The 15862-nt window shown below is 43.1% G+C and carries 13 protein-coding genes; 9 read left to right on the top strand and 4 right to left on the bottom strand.

Annotated features, from left to right (window positions below; all coding sequences use genetic code 11):
* The first annotated feature begins 12 nt into the window (after positions 1-12).
* Positions 13-1992 carry a caspase family protein gene (locus tag QNI24_RS10840; RefSeq protein ID WP_283708709.1) on the top strand — a complete coding sequence of 660 codons (1980 nt, stop codon included), beginning with the start codon at positions 13-15 and terminating at the stop codon, positions 1990-1992.
* Between the two features lie 72 nt (positions 1993-2064).
* On the opposite strand, the gene QNI24_RS10845 is transcribed toward QNI24_RS10840, so the two are convergent.
* Positions 2065-3249: a serine/threonine protein kinase gene (locus QNI24_RS10845; RefSeq protein ID WP_267177151.1), complete on the bottom strand. Its 1185-nt coding sequence runs from the start codon at positions 3247-3249 to the stop codon at positions 2065-2067.
* 80 nt (positions 3250-3329) lie between these two features.
* Here QNI24_RS10845 and QNI24_RS10850 point away from each other — a divergent pair, with 80 nt between their 5' ends.
* A complete protein-coding gene (locus QNI24_RS10850) occupies positions 3330-4784 on the top strand; it encodes a WS/DGAT/MGAT family O-acyltransferase (RefSeq protein ID WP_283708710.1) in 1455 nt (484 codons plus the stop codon).
* 335 nt (positions 4785-5119) lie between these two features.
* Here QNI24_RS10850 and QNI24_RS10855 read toward each other — a convergent pair whose 3' ends face one another.
* Positions 5120-5293 carry a hypothetical protein gene (locus QNI24_RS10855; RefSeq protein ID WP_267177153.1) on the bottom strand — a complete coding sequence of 58 codons (174 nt, stop codon included), beginning with the start codon at positions 5291-5293 and terminating at the stop codon, positions 5120-5122.
* Positions 5294-5307: 14 nt separating this feature from the next.
* On the opposite strand from QNI24_RS10855, the gene QNI24_RS10860 reads away from it, so the two are divergent.
* From QNI24_RS10860 to QNI24_RS10870, 3 genes are all read left to right on the top strand, one after another.
* Positions 5308-5871, top strand: a complete 564-nt coding sequence (locus QNI24_RS10860) for a LemA family protein (RefSeq protein ID WP_267177154.1) — start codon at positions 5308-5310, stop codon at positions 5869-5871.
* 4 nt (positions 5872-5875) lie between these two features.
* The gene (locus QNI24_RS10865) at positions 5876-7735 is read left to right on the top strand and encodes a DUF2207 domain-containing protein (protein ID WP_267177155.1); all 1860 of its coding nucleotides are present in this window, start codon (positions 5876-5878) and stop codon (positions 7733-7735) included.
* 125 nt (positions 7736-7860) lie between these two features.
* On the top strand, positions 7861-9669 hold the full coding sequence (locus QNI24_RS10870) for an acyl-CoA dehydrogenase (protein WP_267177156.1): 1809 nt from the start codon (positions 7861-7863) through the stop codon (positions 9667-9669).
* Between the two features lie 57 nt (positions 9670-9726).
* Here the strand turns inward: QNI24_RS10870 and QNI24_RS10875 are convergent, their stop codons facing one another.
* Positions 9727-10863, bottom strand: coding sequence for a hypothetical protein (locus tag QNI24_RS10875; protein ID WP_267177157.1), 1137 nt, complete (start codon positions 10861-10863; stop codon positions 9727-9729).
* 321 nt (positions 10864-11184) lie between these two features.
* Between QNI24_RS10875 and QNI24_RS15425 the strand changes: the two genes are divergently transcribed.
* Positions 11185-13176, top strand: coding sequence for an RHS repeat domain-containing protein (locus QNI24_RS15425; protein WP_410174835.1), 1992 nt, complete (start codon positions 11185-11187; stop codon positions 13174-13176).
* A 141-nt stretch (positions 13177-13317) separates the two neighbouring features.
* Here the strand turns inward: QNI24_RS15425 and QNI24_RS10890 are convergent, their stop codons facing one another.
* Positions 13318-14253, bottom strand: coding sequence for a transposase (locus tag QNI24_RS10890; protein ID WP_267177158.1), 936 nt, complete (start codon positions 14251-14253; stop codon positions 13318-13320).
* 169 nt (positions 14254-14422) lie between these two features.
* Between QNI24_RS10890 and QNI24_RS10895 the strand changes: the two genes are divergently transcribed.
* From QNI24_RS10895 to QNI24_RS15475, 3 genes are all read left to right on the top strand, one after another.
* The gene (locus tag QNI24_RS10895) at positions 14423-14869 is read left to right on the top strand and encodes a Tle-like phospholipase domain-containing protein (RefSeq protein WP_488192487.1); all 447 of its coding nucleotides are present in this window, start codon (positions 14423-14425) and stop codon (positions 14867-14869) included.
* A complete protein-coding gene (locus QNI24_RS10900) occupies positions 14859-15575 on the top strand; it encodes a DKNYY domain-containing protein (RefSeq protein ID WP_267177160.1) in 717 nt (238 codons plus the stop codon). Before QNI24_RS10895 ends, QNI24_RS10900 begins: the two co-directional genes overlap by 11 nt.
* Before the next feature lie 131 nt (positions 15576-15706).
* Positions 15707-15862, top strand: a 156-nt coding sequence (locus QNI24_RS15475) for a transposase (protein WP_430539212.1), incomplete at its 3' end; no start/stop codon positions are given.

The raw sequence follows: 15862 nt of genomic DNA on the forward strand, positions 1-15862 counted from the left end.
ATGAAAAACGTTATGATTAAATTACCCGTGGTTTATTTGGCGATGGCATCGCTGGTAATCTCACCATTGGCTATCACACCCGCAGAAGCCAAGCGCTCCAAAAAAGTGACTGAAGTGAAAGAAGGACAGATTACACCCGATCAGCTGTATATTGTTGATTGTTTGTTGCCGCCACAAATTCGACAGTTGGGACAAAACTTCACCTACATCCCGCCACGTAAACCGGCCAAACTAACCGCCAAGGAATGTGCACTGCGCGGTGGTGAATATGTGGCGTATGATGAGTCTAATTTCGTCACAGTGGCCAAGGTGTGGAAAGAACAGGCCGATGGTGGTGATGCCACTGCACAAAATTTCATGGGTGAGTTGTTTGAGCGTGGCATCAATGGCACGCCAGATTATCAGTCAGCGGCACAATGGTACCAACAGGCTGCAGACCAAGGCTTTTCAAAAGCTCAGTTGAATCTGGGTAACCTGTATGAAAAAGGCTTGGGTGTGCCCCAAGATTCAATCAAAGCCATCAATCTCTATCGGCAAGCTGCCGGCGTGGCTGATGAGGCCAAGCTTGAATTGGTGACTGAACAACAACTCAGAGAGCGCCGTGAACAAGAATCCCAGCGCATCAAGTTACAACGAGAAGTCGCTAATTTACGCCATGAATTGGCCGAGGTGAATAATAACTACCAAAAAACCCAAGACTACATCGAAACAGCCAACAAAGAACTGATGCGTCTACAGGCTGAACTCAGAGACAACCAAAACAACACCGCGGTAAAAGAACAAATTGCAGCTTTGGAACAACAAGTCAAAGACCTGACCAGTCAAAACCAAGAGACCAAAGAATTGGCCTCTACTTTGGTGCAAAAAATTGCCGCTGATAACGGTCAAGAAGTGGCGATGGTAAACAATGATTTTGGGGTCAATGTGATCACACCAGATATTCTTTTGACCAGGGGCATCAGAAGCATACCCATTCCTAATGACAAAGACACATCGGTATCGATTCTGGCATCAGTTAATCCACCTTCAGAGGTGGCGGCATTGACTTTTAACTCACAAGACATCATTGAAAAACTCACTGACACAGGTTTGTTCAGTGTTGATGTACCTTTGATTGATAATGATGACACACCGGTCAGTATTGAGGCTGTCAAAAAGGATGGCACCAAATCATCTGAGCGGTTTGTCTTGGTCAGACAAATTCTCGAACAGATTAAACCTCGTTACTTGAGTGATTTGTTCACCAAACGCTTCAAAAAAGATTTGGGCGAATACCATGCCTTGGTGATTGGTAACAACGAATACGCTGATTTAGAAAATTTAGGCACAGCGCTGAATGACGCCAGAGAAGTGGCTGCCGTGCTAAGTAAAACCTACGGCTACAAAACCCAAGTACTTGAAAATGCGACACACTTGGAGATTGTACAGGCATTGGCTGACTACCAACAAGAACTGGGTAAACTGGATAACTTGGTGGTTTACTATGCTGGTCATGGCTTGATTGATAAGCGCCAAAACGGCTACTGGATTCCAACCGACGCCAGCATGAGTGATAAATCAACTTGGATACCGAATAAAGTCATCAGTGAATTCATGTCCAGCATGAACGCCAAACACGTCATGGTAATCGCCGATTCATGCTACTCAGGCACCATGTCAGGCTCAGCAATACGCCCATTTCCTGAGGATGTGGCTGAAAATGATATTTTGTTCACCTCTCGGGTGAAAGCCAGAACCGTGCTGACTTCAGGTGGTTTGCAGCCAGTGCTGGACAGTGGCGGCGATGGTCATTCCATTTTTGCCTCAGCCTTACTGGATGTGCTGAGAGAAAACGATGGGGTGATGGAAGGCTATAGGCTGTATCAAGCCTTGGAACAACAAGTCAAATTGCGCTCCAAATTATCTGGCATTCAACAAATTCCAGAATACACAGCTGTTAAACATGCAGGGCATGAAGGCAGTGAATTTTATTTCTTGCCCGCCAGTATCTAAGTACCAGTTGACCGAGTGAAAATGAGACAGAAGGGCGGCCTGAGGGCCGCTTTTTTGTGTCTAACTATTGCTTCAATCGTCACAAGAGGCCACAATTTGATCGAATTTAACTTTATTGAGGGTTTTCATGCGATTTCTGGCTTCCTCATCTTTGCAATCAAACTCAACCAAGACTGTTTCGTAGAGTTCTTCTGCCAAATCAAAATTACCCATATTAAATTGACCACTGGCAGCACCCAATTTATTTGACATTTCAACTTGTTGCTCGCGTGTCAGAGTGGTTTGATTGATCTCTATGGCCTGTTGTCTATCCATGAACCACATACCTGCCAACACCGTCAGAACGATAACCACACCAGTGATAATGAAGGGCAATGGACTGCTTTTCTTTTTCATCGCAGCCAACTCAGGCATCGGTGCAAAAGAGTGGGTGGTATCAGTGACTGGTTTTAAACGCCGCAAATACTTTTTCAGTTGAGCGACCAGCTGGGTACTGGTCTGAAAGCGGTCATCTGGATTTTTCGCCAGTAATTTATTGAGCAGTGTTTGGTATTTTGCTTTCTCCTCAGGTAAATCTGGTACCGGTTCGTGCACGTGGGCATAGCTGATGGCAAATGTATCGCCGCCATCAAATACTTTTTTACCCATTAACATTTCATACAGCACCACACCCAAGGCATAAATGTCAGAGCGTTCATCGATTTCTTTACCCAATGCACGCTCTGGACTCATGTAGTGCGGGGTGCCAACCACCGCGCCGACACGGGTGAATTCACTGACTGTGTTCTGCGCTTTGGCGATGCCAAAATCAACCAACACGGCTTGGCCATCTTCATGAAACAAAATATTCTCAGGCTTGATGTCACGATGTAGGGTGCCGCGCTTGTGGGCATGTTCCAGTGCTTTGGCCATGTCTAACATGATGTTAAACGCTTCTAATTCGGTGATGCCAGACTCGATTTTTTGCTTTAAATCCCCACCACCAAGAATTTCCATGGCTAAATAGTAGTTTTGTTCAATCACCCCACAAGCAAATACCGTGACGATATTGGGATGAGAAAATTGGGCCACAGTGTCGCCTTCTTTTTGTAGGTCTTCCAGTATTTTCGGATCATTGCCTTGTGGTGTAACGATTTTTATCGCTACTTTTCTTTTGGGTTCCAACTGCTCACCCAAAAAAACCCGTGCCATACCACCGCGTCCAATTTCTTTACCTAAGGTGAAATTGGGGATGTTGATGTTAAATGAATCATCCATTAGCGTAAGAGGGTACTATATTTATTCATGGATTCTATTATAATGAAGGACAGATAAATTAAAACGAAAAAAAATTCTCTATGTTCCATGAAGCCAGCAACAAGAAAGAAGCCATGCGAAAGGTCGATACAGCTTGGCTGCGCATGGAGTCGCCACATAACTTGATGATGATCACTGGTTTGATGTTCTTAGATCAGATGCCCGATTTGGCCGTATTTACCGAGGCTTTAGAGAAAAAGTTTTTAACTTACCGCCGTTTTAAACAGTTGGCTCATCAGTCAGCCAGTGGATCTTATTGGCAAGACGATAAATATTTTGATATGGCAGCCCATGTGCGTCGTGTGGCACTGCCTGGCAAAGCCGACTACACAGAATTACAAGATTATGTCAGTAATTTGGCCTCAACACCCTTGGATAAAAACAAGCCTTTGTGGTCATTTCATATTGTCGAAAACTATGAAAAAGGACCAGTTGTTGTCTCCCGCATCCACCATTGTTATGCCGATGGCATTGCCTTGATACAAGTGCTGTTGTCGATGACCAGTACCAGTCGCGAAAGCAGTTTAGAGTTCAATGGTGATGGCAGTAAAAAAGAAAAGCACCAAAATTTGGGCTTGTTAAAACAAGTCATCAACCCAGCAAAAAAACAATTTGTTCATTCGCTTAAATTGGCAGGTGATGTTTCAGAATTAGGTAAAAAAATTCTACAAGACCCTTCATTGCTCGAAAAAGGGGTTGGTGACACCATTGATATAGCTGAAGAGCTGTTCACCGCATTGACCTTGAGTGATGATCCTGAAACAGTTTATAAATCAGAGTTGTGCACCCGCAAACGGGTGGCATGGGCACAGTCGATTCCATTGCCCGAGGTTAAAGCCATTGCCAAAGCCACCGGAACCACTGTAAATGATGTGCTTATATCAAGTTTGGCCGGAGCTTTGCGAGAATATATGATTGAACGGGGCGACGACCCCAATAAAAAAGTCATTCGCGCCACGGTACCAGTGAATTTAAGGCCGCTGAAGCACGCCAAAGAACTGGGTAACCATTTCGGGCTGGTGTTTTTAAACTTGCCTATATTCGAAGAAAACCCATTACAGCGTTTGGCCTATGTTCACCATGAAATGAACGAATTGAAAAAATCCAAACAAGCATTGATGTCCTTAGGCTTGTTGAGCTTGATTGGTTTGATGCCCCAAGCGGTGCAAACCATGTTGCTGAATCAATTTTCCAAAAAAGCCACAGCGGTACTGACCAATGTACCGGGCCCAGCCGTGCCGTTGTATATTGCTGGTTGTAAGGTCGAAAAGACCATGTTCTGGGTACCCCAAAATGGCACCATTGGCATGGGTATCAGTATTTTATCCTACAACGACCAAGTTGAATTTGGCTTGATTGTGGATAAAAAGTCAGTGCCACAGCCGCATCAAGTGATCGTACGCTTCCCAGAACAGTTTGCGCGCTTGCGTGAATTGATGATGCTGCACCCGTGGGATGGTGAAGTACATGCTGATTTGTTTGATGAATTCATCTGATTGACTTGCTGTAAATAGCACGACTGATACATTGTTATAATCGCTTGTATCAAACTTTTTCAAAGCAGATTGGCCTGATGTGAGTCATCACTTTTGGCACTTAAAAACCCCCTTGTCATAATGCTATCATAAAATGATTCAATACCTATGTGTTTAGATTGATGGTTGCTTTGTTGATTGAATTTTTGTTTTTTGCTTTGATTGAAATTTTTGTATACATCATATTATATTCAACAGGCGCTTTGGTTATCAGGCTATTCAGCTTTAATCGTGCTAAACCCCCCATTCACCCTCAATAAGTCAGTCACTCTTGATGAGGATAACGCTGAATGGTTTTACGCCGGTATCTTCAGTGGTTTGTTGACCTTGATTGTTGTATTGATTTTGTTGACACCTGCAATTAACTTAACCGGATGAATAAACTTTTGAGGAACTGCAATGGTGGCATGCATCACTTCTGGCACTATCGGTAAGTGATTGTTTTCGTTATAATGATTGGTAAGATTCATAGGAGAGTAGACTAATGCGTGGACCCAATTTATTGTTGTTTTTGTTATTGATCATCGGTGCAGCTGCCTTTTGGGGCGTCACCCTGTTCAACCGCCTGGTCAAAAAGCGCAACCATGTCGAGGATGGCTGGAGTGGTATTGATGTGCAATTGAAACTACGTCATGACTTGATTCCAAACCTGGTTAATGTGGTAAAGAAGTACGCTGAACATGAGCAGGACACTTTGCAAAAGGTCATCAACTTGAGAAATGCAGCGCGCGGCCCTCACACCCCAGGCCAACAAAGTCAGGATGAACAAAAACTATCACAGGCCTTGTCTGGTTTAATGGTGCAAGTGGAAGCTTACCCAGATTTGAAAGCCAACACCAACTTCATCGACCTCCAACAACAATTGCAAAAAATTGAAGATGACATTCAGTATGCACGCCGTTACTACAATGGTGCGGTACGAGAATACAACACCGCTGTACAGTCATTTCCATCCAGTATCATCGCCAATAAATACAACTTTCTAGAGGCCGAGTTCTTTGAACTGGATAACCCAAAACACGCTGAAAATCCTGAAGTTAAGTTTTAAACTGATGCAAAGACTGATTTTATTGCTGGTTTTAATGGGCAGCAGCACCTTGCTGCTGGCTGAAGAATACATCAAGCACTACCACAGTGACATTGAGTTAAAAGCCAACGGCGATGTGTATGTCACTGAAACCATCACCGTTAATGTCGAGCACCACAACATCAAGCGCGGCATTTACCGTGATTTCCCAACCATTTATAAAACACCATTGTTGACCAAGTCTACGGTTGATTTTGAGGTGATTTCAGTCACCAGAAACGGTGTGCCAGAGCCACACCACACCGAGCAATTGTCCAATGGTGTGCGGGTATACATTGGCACCCGGTCACAAATGGTTGAACGTGGTGAACAAACCTATCAGATTAAATACCGCACCAATCGCCAAGTGGCCTTCATGGATAGCTATGATCGATTTTATTGGAATGTCACAGGCAATGATTGGCGCTTTCGCATGAATCAAGTCACCGCCCAAGTCAGTTTACCGGATGGCGTTTCAATGGCGATGGTCAACAGTGAGGTTTGGACTGGTTTTGGTGGTGAGAGCAGTGCTGATTTCAACAGTGAAATCAACGACAATGAACTCAAAATCACCAGTACCCAACCATTGGCAGCCTACCAAGGCATGACCTTCAGCTTACAAATTCCGAAAGGACATATCATTGACAACAGCAGCTGGTTGTTGGATTTTCTCAGTGATAACATGATGTGGGTTCTGATGGTGCTGGCATTTTTATCTTTACTGATGTTTTATACCATTGCTTGGAGAGAACATGGCCAGGACCCAGAGCCTGGAGTGATCATGCCGTTGTTTTATCCGCCCAAAGACTTATCACCTGCTGCCATGCGTTTTGTGATGGAGGAACAAAGCAACCACAAAAACCTCACAGCCGCCTTGATTAATTTAGCGGTCAAGGGCTATGTCAAACTGAAAAAAATAGGCTCAGGTTACCTGCTTGAAAAACAAGATACGGCTGGAAAACAACTGGAGTCAATGTCATCGGGTGAGAAAATCATCATGCGTAAGTTGTTGTCTAATCGCAACAGCATCACCATCAACAAAACTTATGACAAAAAAATCAATAAAACCAACAGTGAATTGAAACAACACCTGAAAAAAGAGTTCAAAGCCAAGTGCTTTAAGGACAACACCATGCTGGGGGTCTTCGGTATCATGATCAGTGTGGTGATTTTGATGTTTTATCTGATGCACATGAATATATTTGGCCACCACATATTTTGGGGTATTGGTATTGCTGGCGGGGTTTTGGCTTACGGTCTTTACCAAATATACCACTCCTTTAAGAGTCAATTTAACCTCGGCAACTTGGGCTTTGTTGGATACATGCTATACATCGTTTTCAGTGGCAGTGGTTTAAAAATCAGTGGCGATGTTTTAATACTCGCTGGTTTCTTGGTGGTGATCAACGGTGTATTTATCTGGTTACTCAAATCGCCCACGCCGTTTGGTCGAGAATTGATGGATAAAATCGAGGGTTTTAAACTGTACCTGTCTACAGCTGAACAACACCGCTTGGATATCATGCACCCACCAGAAATGACACCACAAATCTTTGAGAAATATTTGCCTTATGCCATGGCATTGAGTGTGGAGAACCAATGGTCTCAACGATTTGCAAATCATCTCAAAGCATCTGGCTTGGAACAGTCACAGCACGATTACAGCCCCAACTGGTATTCTGGTGGACGTTTTGACTTGTCCAGTTCTTCCAATAACTTCAGTACTTTGAGTACCGGTATGGCATCCACTGTGTCGGCAGCATCTGTACCGCCTTCATCCAGTGGTGGCGGTGGTGGTGGCTTTTCCGGCGGTGGCGGCGGTGGCGGTGGCGGTGGCGGTTGGTAAAATGCTCGTTTGCGCTAGGCTGAGTGTTCTTTAGTCAGTTCATAACAGACTAAAAATTAAAATTTTCACTCATGCCCAACCAGCAATTAATTTACAATGATTGTCTTTAACCCAATGACTGAAAAATGCCCCACATATTCAACCGCCGTGACCTGACTTTCCAACTTTACGAAGTACTTAACTTAGAAAAACTGTGCAACAACAGCTTGTATAGGGATCACCATACTGATGATTTTGAACAACTGATTGATTTGGTTGAGCGCATGGCTGAAGAACTGTTTCAACCGCACGCAGCCAAGGTCGATGCCAATGAGCCGACATTTAAGGAGGGTCAAGTAGAGATCATTCCTGAAGTGAAAAAAGCGTTGGATGCCTTTATTGAGTCGGGTTTGCCAGCAGCCAGTTTCAGTTATAGCGAAGGCGGCATGCAATTACCTTATGCCGTCACTCAGGCCATGGCTTTTATTTTCGCTGCTGCCAATGTTTCCACTTCGGCCTATCCTTTGTTGTCCTTAGGTGTGGCCAATTTACTCAGTGCTTGTGGTTCTGATGAGCAAAAACAAAAATTCTTAAAACCACTGATTGAGGGCCGATATTTTGGCACCATGTGCCTATCCGAAACCCAAGCAGGCTCGTCATTGGCGGACATCAAAACCCAAGCCGTGCCACAATCAGATGGCAGTTATTTAATTACCGGCAATAAGATGTGGATATCCGGCGGCGAACACAATTTAAGTGAAAACATCATCCACATGGTGCTGGCTAAAATCCCTGGTGGCGATGCCGGTGTGAAAGGTATTTCTTTATTCATCGTACCGAAATTCATGGTCGATGATGCAGGTAGTTTAGGTGCTCGCAATGATGTGGTATTAGCCGGATTGAACCACAAGATGGGCTACCGCGGCACCGTTAATACCGTACTGAATTTTGGTGAGAACGAAGGTGCTGTTGGTTATTTGGTGGGTGAGGCTGGAAAAGGCTTGAGTTACATGTTTCACATGATGAACGAGGCTCGAATCGCAGTCGGTTTGGGAGCCACGGCACTGGCTTATACCGGCTATTTACACGCCTTAGATTATGCCACTGACCGCAAACAGGGCAGGCCATTGAATCAAAAAGACCCCAGCAGCCCAATGGTCCCCATCATTGAGCACACCGATGTCAAACGCATGCTGATCCAACAGAAAAGTTATGCCGAAGGTGGTTTGGCCTTGGGTTTGTATTGTGCGCAATTGGTCGACCAACAACGCATCGCCATAAGTGAAGGGCAGATGAAGGCAGCCAAAGCGCATGAACTGTTGTTGGATATACTCACACCTATTGCTAAATCATGGCCATCTGAATATGGCCTCAAAGCGAACGAACAGGCCATCCAGGTACACGGTGGCTATGGCTACACCCGTGATTACCCCGTGGAACGCTTTTACCGTGATAACCGCCTGAACCACATTCATGAAGGCACCAAAGGCATCCAAGGCTTGGACTTGCTCGGTCGCAAAGTCACACAATTTGAAGGTCAATCTACCCAACTACTGATCCAAGCCATTCAGGCCACCCTGGCTGAAGTCAAAGATCCAGCACTACAGCCCATGGCTGCGGACTTAGCCAGTCACTTGCAGTTGATCATTGCCACCACCCAAGGCATGCAAGCACAGATTCCCAATAAAGGCATCGATGCCTACCTGGCCAACGCGTCCCTGTACTTGGATGCCTTTGGTCACGTGGTGGTGGCATGGATGTGGTTGCAACAAGCCCATACAGCTGTCACTGCCATGAGTGAGGCTGTGAATGATACAGATCGCCAGTTTTATCAAGGCAAAATCAAAACCTGCCAATACTTCTTCCGCTATGAGTTACCCAACATCAAACCGGCACTTGAGCTTCTGGCTGAAATGGACACAACATGTATGGATTTTGATTTGGGATTATTTTGAACTGAATCATTGACCCAACTGGCCTGAATGGGCCAGTTGGGTTCTACAGGATCGTTTTTAATCCTCGAAATCATCCGCAAAAATCAAATCGATGATGCCATCGTACCTGACTTCACCAAATAAAGCCGGCTTGGCGCCGCTACAATGTTGTTCAAAAGTAGCAATGAAAGATTCAACATCGCCATTGGTGTTGTATTCAACAGTCAAAATATCGAAACGACCGGTCAAGGTGTTACAACCTCGGCCAGCGCCTGACACACTCAAACCAGGTTCACTGGCATCTTGAAAAGGGAAACGTGTTGCCATTTCATAGGAGCCAACCGCCAGTGGTACTTCGTTCGGTGCCGCAAAGTCTAAAGTCCAATTGTCAGCGCCATTGAAACGGATGGTTACACCATTATCAAAATTCCTATCGGCAGTCAACGTGCCATCAACTAAAAATAATTCTTGGAATTGGCCCTGACCAATATAGTCGCCTTGTTCAGAATCTAAAACCAAGAAAGTATCATTAAAATAATTATCACAGGCATCTCCAATGCCATCTTTGTCTGTGTCATTTTGATCCAAATTTGCGGTACTGATACAGTTATCAATGGTGTTGGCTACGGTGTCATCATCATCATCTGGAACTGGTGGAAAAGTATCACCTGTGATGTTGAATCTGACTTCGCCACTCAGTGCTGGTGCATCAATTGACTCACAATGCTGCACGAAATCAGCAGCAAAGTAAACGACATCATCGTTGCCATCCACCATCACATCCAAAACAGTAAATTCACCGAATGATTGGTTACAACCGCGACCAAAACCAGTGGCGCTCAAGCCCGGAACCCGCGGTGATTGAAATGGAAATCTTGTGGCTCCAGGGTAGGGACCAATGATGAAATCAGCATCTTGTTTCGGTGCAAAGTTCATGGTGAAAGATCCCGGAGGGCCGTTAAAACTGATGGTCACGCCATCATCAAAATTGGTGGATGCAGTGAAAGTACCATCGTTCTCATCAAATTCATACGTTTGACCTTGACCAATATAGTCACCAGGCTCGCTGACCATATCTAAAGATGTTTGTTGGGCAGCTGTTGTCAAAGAGACAAGCAGCATAATCACGCCAACAATGGCAGCTTTTGATTTGTTTGTTTCTAGATGTGTTTGGGTGTTTTCTTTGTAAAAAAACGTGAATTTGTTTTTGATCATATTTGACTCCATGTGTTTTTGGTTGGTGTGCTGATTGACAGCCTCGGTAATCCTTTAAAGTGCAAGACCCATTAAAATTGAATAAATCTGGGTTTGGCACTGATTCGAAAGCTGAATGTAATCTAATTAAACAGTAATTACAATCAGAATAAGAAAAACGGCATGAATAATTCAAAAACCTGAATCATCAGTGGTTAATTATTTGGTAAGTTTTTGTTGAGTCTTTAAGAGTTGGTTGAAGGGATGCATGTCCCTGATTAGTTCACTCAGACTGATGCCAGAGGTAACACCACCTCTTGGACTTACGATGCATTGAGTCGAGTGACCAGCCGAACCTTACCGATGGGCGAATTCGAGTCCTACACCTATGATGCGGTGGGCAATCGAATCAGTAAGACTGACTTTAATGGTGACACCACCACTTATGAGTACAACAACCTGAATCAGTTGGTGTTAACCACCTACAGTGATTTCACCACAGTGGCAAACACTTATACCATCACTGGTCAGATGGAAACAGTCACAGAAGTCAATGGCACCACCAGTTATTCTTACGATAGCCAGGACCGATTGATTCGCATTGATTACCCAACTGGTAACTACATCGAGTACAGCTATGATTTGAATGGTAACAAAACAGAAGTAACAACAGCCAATCAAACCGTAACCAACACCTATGATGAACTGAACCGATTAAAAACTGTTACAGACAGTTCGGGTACCACCACTTATACCTACGATGCGGTGGGTAACCGTGCCTCACAAATCAACGCCAATGGCACCGTGGCAACTTACAGTTACGATGCTTTGAATCGCCTTGAGGACTTGGTGCACACTGACAGCTTAAACGTTGAAATTGCCAGTTATTCCTACGAACTGGGCCCCAATGGCAACCGTCTGAGCCTGACTGAAGGCACCGGCCGCTTGGTTGAGTATGGTTATGATGCACTGTATCGATTAGAAACTGAAACCGTGACCGATGCCATCAATGGCAATCACTTCAGCCAGTGGTCATACGATGCGGTGGGTAATCGTTTACAACAGGACATTGATGGTGTCGTGACCACATACACTTATAACGACAACGATCATTTGCTGACAGAAACCGAAAATGGAATTATTACCAGTTATGTCTATGATGCCAATGGTAATACTTTGACTAAAACTGTTGGTGCTGCACTGGATGCTGAGTATACCTACTCAAAAGACAACCGCATGTTGACGGCCAATACCAATGGCTCAAGCATCAGTTACACCTATGATGCCGGTGGTATCAGGCAGTCACAGACTGTGGATAGCGTCATAACGCATTACTTGGTAGACCCCAACAGGTCATACCACCAAGTACTGGAAGAACAAGATGATCTGTTCTTGCCACAGGTGCTTTACACCTATGGTGATGATTTGATCAATCAGACCAATGACCAAGGTGTGCATACTTTTGGGTATGATGGGTTAGGTTCTACCAGAATCTTGACTGACCAAACTGGCGCTGTGGTTAATAGCTATGGTTACCAAGCTTTTGGTGAGTTGGATTATGAATACGGCTCCGTTGAGAATAACTACCTGTTTACCGGTGAGCAGTATGATAATAATGTGGGTTTTTATTATTTGCGGGCACGATATTATAATCCGGAGATAGGCAGGTTCAGTCAGATGGATGTGTTTCCGGGGATGCAGTTTGAGCCGAAGTCATTACATAAGTATTTGTATACGCACGCGGATCCGGTTAATAATATTGATCCTAGTGGGTATTTCAGTTCTTTGGTTGAAGTAGGTGCATCAGCAGCTGTGGCTGGTATTATTACCGCTTATGCTGTATATACGTATAATAAATTTTTTAACGCAGGAGCTGCCAATTGGGATGATGATGACTGGAGTAGGCCGGGAAGTGATGGATGGTTAATTGTTGTTGCGAGTAGATTAACTAGTTCGCAAATATCGCAAAGAGTGCGGGATCAAATTAATGAAGATGACTCTAGTCAATACGAGTATTTTCATGGCACGGACATAACGACAGCAGTGTACTTGTTGAACAAAGGACCAATATACATTGATACGTCTAATTGTAATTGGGATGCTTCATGTGGAGGGTTTTATCTGGCCGATAACAGAGGTGATGCGGAACATTTTGCAGTATTTACTCAATCAGGTGTAAGGGATGGTGCTGTCGTACAATATACATTTTCGGCATTTGCTAATCAGGTAATTAGAGGAGTTTCTGTTTTTGAACCTATACCTGTAGCAACTAATCAAGGACAGGCATCGATTAAAGAGATCCAGCTGAATCTTTTAAGGGTATTGAGTGCTTAAAAATGATTGTTCAAGGCGTTAATCGAGTGCGTTTTTATGCTGGCTTGATTTGATTGGACTTTTTAGGGTGTTTAGCTGATTTTCGACCGAGCTAGACGGTTGCAGACAGAATCTGCTGATTCGTATTTGATGGTTTTTTAGCTACTCCAGAGCAGGAACAAGTTTAATTCCAAGCGTCCATTTGCGCTTGGTTTTGGCAGAGTATTCCTTGAGTTGTTGAGCAGTTCCTACAGCCGAAAATCCAATGGATTTAAAGCCTTTCAATTCATCTAGCCAATCATCGGGATTTATGCCAATTTGATCGATGGCCTTGGCTGTTTTTTCAGAAATAAAACCATGTTTATCAGCTCGCAAACATCTACCGGTTTCATCGACTAAACTGATGTAGCTAGAAAAATAAAAGGGTAGTTCATTATCACCTTTGCCAAAGCCTGAAAGCCATGTGTTTGAATGCTCAATTCGTTCTTTGATAGATGTATAATTTGAACCCTTTAAATCTTGAGCCATGGCTGCTCTGATAGGATTCAAATCAACGTAACACATGCAGGTTAGCAAAGCGCGCTCATCAAGCAATGCTTGGCTTTTGAACCTACTTTCCCAGAAATGTCCTGTGCATTTATCTTCTTCATTGGCCATCCTGGCGACATACTCATTGATCGACTTCATATACCAAGATACAGACATCAATCTGGAACGGTATTCAGCCACATATTCCTTTACTCGCCTGATTTCAGCTTCGGTGTTGATTTCACCCTTCAGATAGCGGTCACAAAGCACAGGTAGTGAGTATAACGAACACCAAGTCATAAGGACTTGAGTGGCGTTCCATTCTTCAGTTGAATTAACCTTCAGAACAATGTGAAAATGGTTCGACATTATGGCATATGAACATACATCAATTGCAAAGACTGATGTCACCTGTTTGATACGATCAATAAGCCACCCACGGCGGTGCTCGAAAGACTTTCCGGTGACTTTATCCTCACCACAAAGAAAGGCGCGTCGAACGCATCTTGAGACGACATGGTAATAGGGCGTTTCCTCGATACAAATTTGCTGGTTTCGGGCAATAGTCATACAAAATTCCATGTAAAAACTATATTTTCAGCAATTGGTGGCCAATTATCTGTGGCAAAACTCTGATGAGCGTGTAAGAATTTGTTGAAAGGGATGCCTGTCCTTGATTAATTTGGTTGAAAGGGATGCCTGTCCTTGATTAATTTTTAAAGAAATATTTGTAGATGGTATAGCTAATGTATCACAGTCTATTTTCTTAACTTTTCAATATGATGAGATTGAACAAATGGTGATTGATTTATCTAATCGTGCACATGAGTTAGGTGTTAATTTGTCTTTCACAGGTCACTCTCTAGGTGGTGGATTAGCTAGTTTTGCTTCTTTATTAACAGGTAGAGAAGCAACTACGTTTAATGCTGCTGGTCTAGGTTTCTACTATCAAATTCAAACAGGTCTAACTAACCTTGAAAATTCTTATAATCAAGATGAACTTATTAATGCATTATTTGTGCAGGGTGAAGTATTGAGCAGGTTTCAGGACAGCATTCCTGGAATAGCCAATGCAATAGGGAAAAGGACTCAATTAGTTCGTGGTTCTAGTGATTGGTCGTTCAAACAACATGGTATTGGTAATGTTTGCAAATCCTTAGGTAAGGAGTGTAATTATGGAAACTAATATAAAATTGTTACTGGTTTTGGGGTTAATAATATTTTTGAGCTCTTGTTGGTACGATGATGGTTATAGAATTGAAGGCAATAGAGTGTTATACGAAATGCCATGGAACACTGGCCATGGTACAAGAGTTTTTGAAACAGATGCTGAAGCTAAAACCTTTGAAATTTTAGGAGGTAATAATTTACTATGGGCTAAGGATAATAAAAATATTTTTTTAAGAGGGAGGAAACTTGATTTTTTTGATCCAAATACTTTTATATTGCTGAATAAATTATTTGCGAAAGATGACAAAACAGTGTCTTGTGATTATCAGCCAATTGAGGAAGCTGATACGGCTACATTCGAAGTTAAAGATTTTCAAAATTTAAGTGGTAAGAAAGTTCAACTAGGGATTGATAAACATGCTGCATATAAATGCTTCGATGGTGATTATCGATATATGCCTGTTAAATCCATTGAAACATTTGAGCTTCTTTATGATGCCTTCTACAAAGATGAATTTCATGTGTATTGGTGGGGGACAAGGCTTCCGTTGGATGTAAATAACCTTAAGTTACTGGATGGAAGATACATTGCTGATAATGCGCAAGTATATTATACCGATAAACCAGTTGTAGGGGCTGATATAGAATCATTTCAGGTGGTTTCAGAAGATAATGCTAAAGATGAAAAGTATAAATATAAATATGAAAATAGGATGGAATGAATTATTCCTGAAAAACTAATTAGTGCATGCATGAGTTATGATGACCTTGATCGCATGGAATCTAAAACTGAACCTGCCATAGTTTGACGGATACATTTATTAGTAGACAATAGTCTACCAGGAGTATCCAAATGACAAGAAAAAGAAAACCATATAAAACCTTCACCAAGGAGTTCAAACTTGAAGCCATTCGGATGATGGATGAATCAGAACGTCCATCATCGGAAATAGCCACACAGCTAGGAATCAGACGTAATCAGCTATACAAGTGGAAAGAACAGTTGATG

The organism is Marinicella marina, from assembly GCF_030065545.1.
Classification (GTDB): Bacteria; Pseudomonadota; Gammaproteobacteria; order Xanthomonadales; family Marinicellaceae; genus Marinicella; species Marinicella marina.

Bases quoted from the DNA above. Each gene is read 5' to 3' on its own strand.
- QNI24_RS10840 (WP_283708709.1), top strand. From the start codon at position 13: ATGATTAAATTACCCGTGGTTTATTTGGCGATGGCATCGCTGGTAATC.
- QNI24_RS10845 (WP_267177151.1), bottom strand. From the start codon at position 3,249: ATGGATGATTCATTTAACATCAACATCCCCAATTTCACCTTAGGTAAA.
- QNI24_RS10850 (WP_283708710.1), top strand. From the start codon at position 3,330: ATGTTCCATGAAGCCAGCAACAAGAAAGAAGCCATGCGAAAGGTCGAT.
- QNI24_RS10855 (WP_267177153.1), bottom strand. From the start codon at position 5,293: ATGAATCTTACCAATCATTATAACGAAAACAATCACTTACCGATAGTG.
- QNI24_RS10860 (WP_267177154.1), top strand. From the start codon at position 5,308: ATGCGTGGACCCAATTTATTGTTGTTTTTGTTATTGATCATCGGTGCA.
- QNI24_RS10865 (WP_267177155.1), top strand. From the start codon at position 5,876: ATGCAAAGACTGATTTTATTGCTGGTTTTAATGGGCAGCAGCACCTTG.
- QNI24_RS10870 (WP_267177156.1), top strand. From the start codon at position 7,861: ATGCCCCACATATTCAACCGCCGTGACCTGACTTTCCAACTTTACGAA.
- QNI24_RS10875 (WP_267177157.1), bottom strand. From the start codon at position 10,863: ATGATCAAAAACAAATTCACGTTTTTTTACAAAGAAAACACCCAAACA.
- QNI24_RS10890 (WP_267177158.1), bottom strand. From the start codon at position 14,253: ATGACTATTGCCCGAAACCAGCAAATTTGTATCGAGGAAACGCCCTAT.
- QNI24_RS10900 (WP_267177160.1), top strand. From the start codon at position 14,859: ATGGAAACTAATATAAAATTGTTACTGGTTTTGGGGTTAATAATATTT.